The sequence below is a fragment of the Streptomyces sp. DSM 15324 genome (assembly GCF_001514285.1).
GTDB lineage: Bacteria > Actinomycetota > Actinomycetes > Streptomycetales > Streptomycetaceae > Streptomyces.
Map to the genome: position 1 here is coordinate 455,686 of NZ_KQ949030.1, position 6,839 is coordinate 462,524.

Genomic DNA, 6,839 nt, shown 5'->3' on the forward strand with positions numbered 1-6,839 from the left:
CGGCCCGTGGGACGTCCGCGTGCTGGTCGCGGACGACCGTTCCTGACCCGTCCCCGCGCGGGGTCAGTTCGCCACGGCGAACTGGCTTCCCGTCTTCTGTCCGTTCTCCGTGCGGGCCGCGGCCACGCAGCGGAAGACGCGCAGTCCCTTGTCCCACTCCGAGGCCGTGGGCGGGATGACGTCGGTCTGCCACTCCTTGGCGAGCGTGCGCCCCTCGGGGAGCATGGTCGCGGCCATCACCCGCTGCGAACAGAGGGCCTTGACGTCCGGGTGCTTGATCAGGTCCCGGGCGTTGTTCGTCATGCCGTCCTCGGGCAGCGGGGCGATCGCGAAGGTCTCCCACACGTGCTCGGCCGCGCAGTCCGCACGGCTGACCGTGATGATGCCGGAGATGTCGACGATGCCGCTCCAGCACTCCGGGCTCGCGACACACCGTCCGCCCACGCCGTCGACGCTCGTCGCGGGGCAGTTCTCGGTCGTGGTGGGCACACCGAACCCGGTGGCGCCCTGGTGCTGGGCGGTGGCCTCGGCGGAGGGCGCGTCCGTCCCCGAGGTGCCGCCGCCGTCCGAGCCGAAGTACTGCTGGGTGACCACGGTGACCGACACGGTCACGGAGACGACGACGGCCGCCAGCAGGGCGACGAGCCGGGTGGGGCGGCCGCCCCGGCGACCGCCACCGCCGTCGCCGCCGCCCGGCGCGGTGGCGACGGTCGTAGCGCCCCCTCCGCCGGGCCGGCCCGGGGCCGCCGTGGAGTCGGGGATCGCGTCCTGGACGGGCGGCGCGTCGCGGTGGTACGGGACGGTGGTCATGGTCGGGGCCGGTCCGAAGCCGCCGGGTCCGCCGTTGCCACCGAGGTGCACGGTGTCGAGGTCGACGGCGGCGAGGGCGTCACGGAAGGCGCCCGCGTCGGACAGCCGCTCGGCCGGGTCCGGGGCCAGGGCGTGCCGGAGCACGTCGTTGAGGGCCGTCGGCATGCCTTGCAGCGGGACGTACGGCCAGGTGTGCCGCACGATGAGTTCGGCCAGGCTGAGCTGGGTCCCGTCGTCCGGGTGGTGCGGCGGGAAACCGCGCAGCAGGGCGTAGAGCGTGGCGGCCAGGGAGTAGACGTCGCCGGCCGGGCTGGGCTCGGCGCTGCGGAAGGCCTCGGGCGGGGCGTAGGCGGGGGTCAACGCCTCGCGAGTCACGGACAGTTCGCGCCCCGGGCGGGGCATGGCCGCGAGCCCGAAATCGGTGAGGGCCACCCCTCCGTAGCGGTTGACCATCACGTTGCCGGGCTTGATGTCGCGGTGCAGCACCCCCGCGGCGTGCGCGGCGGCCACGGCGTCCGCAAGCCCCACGCCGATGTCCCGCGCCTCCTTCGGCGGGAGGGCGCCCTGCCGGTGCAGCCGCTCGCCCAGCGAACCGCCCGGGCACAACTCCAGGACCATGTAGGGGCGGTCGTCGGCCAGCACCCCGGCGTCGTACACCGGGACCACGTGCGGATGTCCGGAGAGCTGCCCGGCCGCCGTGACCTCGCGCAGGAAGCGCTGCCGGTCGCGCGGGGTGGACAGCACCCTGCTGTCCACCTTGAGCGCGACCTCCCGGCCGACGGCCAGCTGCCTGGCCCGGTAGACCGTGGCGAACCCGCCCTGGCCCAGGACCTCCTGGATCTCGTAGCCGGACAGTGCGATTCTTCCGGGCCCCATGTGCCGTACCCCCAGCGCGCCACCCCGGCCGGGACGTCCGGCCGAGGTCGAGGCGAGACTCTAGCCGAGCGGGGTGACCGGGGTGTTCACAGGTACTCGGCGGCGGCGTCCAGCAGCCAGTCGGTGAGGTACCCGGCGAACGAGGAACGGACGAGGACCCAGAATCCGGCATCGGGACGGTCCCGGGCGACGAGGACGACCTGGGTGCGGCCGAGGGTGGTCTGCGCGCAACGGCCCGGCGCGAAGCCGCGGGGGTGCAGGTCGAGGGAGCAGCCGTGGGCGAGGAGGTCACGGGCGTGGGGGCCCGAGACCAGGAGGGTGGTCCGCTGGGCGGAGACGTCGGTGACCGAGACCGGTTCGCCCCCGGCGGCCTCCCGGATACGGTCCTCCAGCGCGCGCCCGGCTCCGGGCTCGCCCACGACGAGCCATTCGTCGGGACCGAGCCAGAGCACGGTCAGTTCGCGGGCGCGGGTGACGGTGTTGGGTTCGAGGGGCAGGGGGACGCCGAGGGCGACACCGACCGCGTCGGCGGCCGGGCCCTTGGGGTCCAGCCGCAGACCGATCTGCGTGAGGAAGGGGAGTTCGGCGAGGCGGACCCGGCCGTGGGAGGCGCGGGTGGCGTGGGCCAGCCGGTCCTTGGCGCCCAGCAGGGGGCTGCGGGGCGTGCGTGTCGGGTCAGCCATCGCGGCGGGCTCCCTCGGGGTCGAAGAGGACGGGGCCGGTGACGGTGACCGGGACGAGCCGGTCGCCGACGGGGGCGTAGAGGCGTTCGCCGATGCGGTCGCGGCCGCCCTTGACCAGGGCGAGGGCGAAGGTGCGGCCGAGGGCGGCGCTGCGGTAGCTGGAGGTGACGTGGCCGAGCATCGGCACCGGCGGGGGCGGCAGGACGCTGTCCGCGACCAGGTGGGTGCCCTCGGGGAGGAAGTCGGCGGGGTCCTCGGGGAGCAGCCCGACCAGGTGCTTGCGGTCGGCGCGCTGGGTGTCGGCGCGGGCGAAGGAGCGCTTGCCGAGGAAGTCGGGCTTCTTCTTCGACACCGCCCAGCCCATGCCGAGGTCCTGGGGGGTGATGGTGCCGTCGGTGTCCTGGCCGATGATGGGGTAGCCCTTCTCGGCGCGCAGGACGTGCATGGTCTCGGTGCCGTACGGGGTGATGCCGTACGGGGTGCCCGCCTCGTGGACGGCCTCCCAGAGGGTAAGGGCGTGCCAGGGCGAGACGTTGATCTCGTAGGCGAGTTCTCCGGAGAAGCTGATCCGGCAGACGCGGGCCTCGATGCCGGCGACGGTGGTGTCGCGCCAGGCCATGAAGGGGAAGTCGTCGTTGCCGACGGCCAGTTCCGGCGCCAGCGAGCCGAGGACCTCGCGGGACTTCGGGCCGACGAGGGCGACGGTGGCCCACTGTTCGGTGACGGAGGTGCAGTGCACCCGCAGGTGGGGCCATTCGGTCTGCAGCCATTCCTCCATCCAGTCCAGGACGGTGGCGGCGTTGCCGGTGGTGGTGGTGACGAGGAAGCGGTCCGCGGTGAGGCGGATGACGGTGCCGTCGTCGAAGACCATGCCGTCGGGGCGGCACATGACGCCGTAGCGGATCATGCCGGGCTTCAGGGTGCTCATCATGTTCGTGTAGAGCAGGTCGAGGAAGACGCCCGCGTCCGGGCCCTGGACGTCGATCTTGCCGAGGGTGGAGGCGTCCATGAAAGCGACGCCCTCGCGGGCGGCGGCGCACTCGCGCAGCACCGCGGTCTCCATGTCCTCGCCGGTCAGGGGGTAGTACCAGGGGCGCTTCCACTGGCCCACGTTCTCGAACAGCGCCCCCTGCATGACGTGCCAGTCGTGCAGCGCGGTGGTGCGGACGGGGTCGCTGAGCGCACCCCGGTCGCGGCCGGCGAGCGCCGCGAAGGAGACCGGGACGTAGGGCGGGCGGAAGGTGGTGGTGCCGAGCGCGGAGACGTCGACGCCGAGGAGTTCGGCGACCACTCCACTGGCCAGGACACCGGAGGTCTTGCCCTGGTCGTTGGCGGTACCGGCCGTGGTGTAGCGCTTGGTGTGCTCCACCGACCGCAGGCCCGCGCCCGTGGCCCGGTGGAGGTCCTCGATCGTGACGTCGCGCTGCAGGTCCACGAAACGCGGGGCGCCCTCCCGGCCCGGGACCGTGAACACGTGCATCGGCGCGGTGTGCGGGGCGGCGGCCACGTCCGGGAGGGCGGGCCGCTCGAAGGGGTGGCCCTCGGCCTCCAGGGCGCGGGCGGCCGCCGCGGCGCCCTGGGCGAGTACGGTGGGCAGGTCGAGGACGCCGCTCGCGGAGCCCGCGACCTCGACGGCCTGGCGGCCGGTGTCGGGGACGAAGGAGCCGAGGGTGTCGTCGTAGCGGAGCCTGCCGCCGGACTGGCTGAACAGGTGCGCGACGGGGTTCCAGCCGCCCGAGACCAGCAGCAGATCGGCGGCGACCTCCCGGCCGCCCTCGGTCTCGCCGAACGGGGCGACGGTGACGGCGCTCAGACGGGCCTCGCCCTCGGTGCCGATCACGGCGTGTCCGGTCAGCACCTCGATGCCCGCGGCTGCGGCCCGTCGGCCCCACTCCCCCGCGTCCGTACGGGTGTCGACGACCGCCGCGACGTCCACACCGGCGGCACGCAGGTCCAGGGCCGCGGTGTACGCGCTGTCGTTGGTGGTGAACACGACCGCACGGCGGCCGGGCAGAACGCCGTGCCGGTGCAGATAGGTGCGGGCCGAGGCGGCCAGCATCACACCGGGCCGGTCGTTGTCCGCGAAGGCGAGGGACCGTTCGTGGGCGCCGGTGGCCAGGACCACCCGGCGCGCCCGGATCCGCCACACCCGCTCGCGGGAGGTGTTCGCCGGGGCCGCCGCCCCCAGATGGTTGGTACGGCGCTCCACGGCGAGGAGGTGGTTGTCGTCGTAGTGGCCGAACACCGTGGTGCGCGGCAGCACGCGGACCTCCGGGGCCGCTTCGAGAAGTGCGCCGACCTCCCGCACCCAGTCGAGGTGCTCGCCGCTGCCGAGGAGACTGCCGCCCGGCTCCGGCTGGTCGTCGGCCAGGATGACCCGGGCGCCCGAGCGGGCGGCCGCGGCCGCGGCGGCCAGGCCCGCCGGACCGGCGCCCACGATCAGCAGGTCGCAGTGGGCGTGCACGGCGTCGTAGCGGGCCGGGTCCGGCTCGCTCGCCAGTCGGCCCTGACCGGGCAGGCTGCTCGCCACCAGACCGTCGTAGAGCTCCACTGCGGTCGCCGGCAGCATCGGCTCCGGGAAGGGGGCCTCGATCTGGATCACGGCGTTGGGTTCTTCGACACCGGCGGAGAAGATGCCCCTCGGCCGGCCGAGCTTGATGCTCGTCGCCGCCTGGATCACGCCGTTCGCGAGCAGGGCGGAGGCGAGGGTGTCACCCCGGTAGCCCTGGTACTCGGTGCCGTCGAAGGTGAAGGTGAGGGGTGTGCCGCGGTCGATGCGGCCGAGCGTCGGGTGCCGCAATTCCGCCGCAGGCTCCGCCGCCGGGTCTCCGTTCCGCCCCGAGAGGGCCTCGGCTCCGTTCTCGGACACCGGAGAGGCCGGCTGGGGCGGCCTCGGCTGCGTGGTGACCGGGCGGGGCTCCAGCCGCTGCGGGCGTTCCTCGCCGGAGCGGTACACGGCCAGGATCTCGTTGGTGGAGGTGTCGCGGACCGCGTTGAACCAGCGGCGGCAGCCCGCCGAGTGGCTCCAGCGTTCGGCGAACGGCCCCTTGGGGTTGTCGCGGAAGAACAGGTAACGGGCCCATTCCTGGTCGGACAGCTCCGCCGGGTTCTCCGGGTAGGGCACGTGAGCCTGGCCGCCGTAGTGGAACTCGGCCTCGTCACGGGGCCCGCACCAGGGGCAGGGGATGAGCAGCATGGATCGGCTCCCAAAGAGTGCGGTGGTGTCCTAGTGGGCCACGGCGGCGGCGCCGTGCTCGTCGACGAGCGCGCCGGTGGTGAAACGGTCGAGCGAGAACGGCGCGTTCAGGGCGTGCGGGCTGTCGTGGGCGATGGTGTGGGCGTAGACCCAGCCCACGCCCGGCGTGGCCTTGAAACCGCCCGTGCCCCAGCCGCAGTTGAGGTAGAGACCGTCCACCGGGCTCAGGCCCACGATCGGCGAGGCGTCCGGACTCACGTCCACGATGCCGCCCCAGGTCCGCAGCACATGGGCCCGCGCGAAGACCGGGAACAGCTCCAGGGCCGCGGACATCTGCTCCTCGATGATGTGGAACGCCCCGCGCTGGGTGTAGGAGTTGTAGGCGTCGATGCCCGCCCCCATCACCAGCTCGCCCTTGTGCGCCTGGCTGACGTACACATGCACCGCGTTGGACATGACCACCGTCGGGTGCACCGGCTCCAGCAGCTCGGAGACCAGCGCCTGGAGCGGGTGGCTCTGCACGGGAAGCTCGATCCCCGCCATCGCGGCCAGGACCGAGGTGTGGCCGGCCGAGCACAGGGCCACCTTGCCCGCCGCGATCGGCCCCAGGGTGGTCTGGACGCCGACCACCCGGCCACCGACCACGTCCAGGCCGGTGACCTCGCAGTTCTGGATGATGTCCACACCCGCCGCGTCCGCCGACCGCGCGAAGCCCCACGCCACGTAGTCGTGCTTGGCGATACCCGCCCGCGGCTGATAGGTGGCGCCCAGGACCGGATAGCGCACATCCGGCGAGATGTTCACGATCGGGCAGACTTCCTTGACCTGTTCGGCGTCGAGCCACTCCGCGTCGACCCCGTTGAGCCGGTTGGCCTCCACCCGGCGCACGCTGTCCCGCACGTCCTGGAGACTGTGCGCCAGGTTCAGCACGCCCCGCTGGGAGAACAGGATCGGATAGTCCAGCTCCTCCTCCAGGCCCTCCCAGAGTTTCAGGGCGTGCTCGTAGATACCCGCGCTCTCGTCCCACAGGTAGTTCGAGCGGATGATCGTGGTGTTGCGGGCCATGTTCCCGCCCGCCAGCCACCCTTTCTCCAGCACCGCCACATTGGTGATGCCGTGGTTCTTCACCAGATAGTGCGCGGTGGCCAGGCCGTGACCACCACCGCCCACGATCACGACGTCGTACGACCGCTTCGGCTCGGGCGTCCGCCACAGCCAGTCGGGGTGGTCCGGAAGCTCTGCGCCGGGGGTACGAGGGCTCATCGGGCGTCTCC

Annotated in this window: 4 protein-coding genes; all 4 read right to left on the reverse strand. The window is 73.1% G+C overall.

What is annotated here, in order from left to right:
* Nucleotides 1-63: 63 nt before the first annotated feature.
* Nucleotides 64-1,686: a serine/threonine-protein kinase gene (locus AQJ58_RS26110; protein WP_067254187.1), complete on the reverse strand. Its 1,623-nt coding sequence runs from the start codon at nt 1,684-1,686 to the stop codon at nt 64-66.
* An 86-nt stretch (nt 1,687-1,772) separates the two neighbouring features.
* Nucleotides 1,773-2,369 (reverse strand): sarcosine oxidase subunit gamma, encoded by a 597-nt coding sequence (locus AQJ58_RS26115; protein ID WP_067254190.1) that lies wholly within the window; start codon nt 2,367-2,369, stop codon nt 1,773-1,775.
* Complete coding sequence (locus tag AQJ58_RS26120) at nt 2,362-5,565, reverse strand: sarcosine oxidase subunit delta family protein (protein ID WP_067254193.1); 3,204 nt, start codon at nt 5,563-5,565, stop codon at nt 2,362-2,364. The genes AQJ58_RS26115 and AQJ58_RS26120 overlap by 8 nt, the downstream gene beginning before the upstream one ends.
* A 30-nt stretch (nt 5,566-5,595) precedes the next feature.
* Nucleotides 5,596-6,828, reverse strand: a complete 1,233-nt coding sequence (locus AQJ58_RS26125) for a sarcosine oxidase subunit beta family protein (protein ID WP_067254196.1) — start codon at nt 6,826-6,828, stop codon at nt 5,596-5,598.
* Between the last annotated feature and the right edge of the window lie 11 nt (nt 6,829-6,839).

Coding starts and splice junctions, on each gene's coding strand:
- AQJ58_RS26115 (WP_067254190.1), bottom strand. CDS start 2,369: ATGGCTGACCCGACACGCACGCCCCGCAGCCCCCTGCTGGGCGCCAAG.
- AQJ58_RS26110 (WP_067254187.1), bottom strand. CDS start 1,686: ATGGGGCCCGGAAGAATCGCACTGTCCGGCTACGAGATCCAGGAGGTC.
- AQJ58_RS26125 (WP_067254196.1), bottom strand. CDS start 6,828: ATGAGCCCTCGTACCCCCGGCGCAGAGCTTCCGGACCACCCCGACTGG.
- AQJ58_RS26120 (WP_067254193.1), bottom strand. CDS start 5,565: ATGCTGCTCATCCCCTGCCCCTGGTGCGGGCCCCGTGACGAGGCCGAG.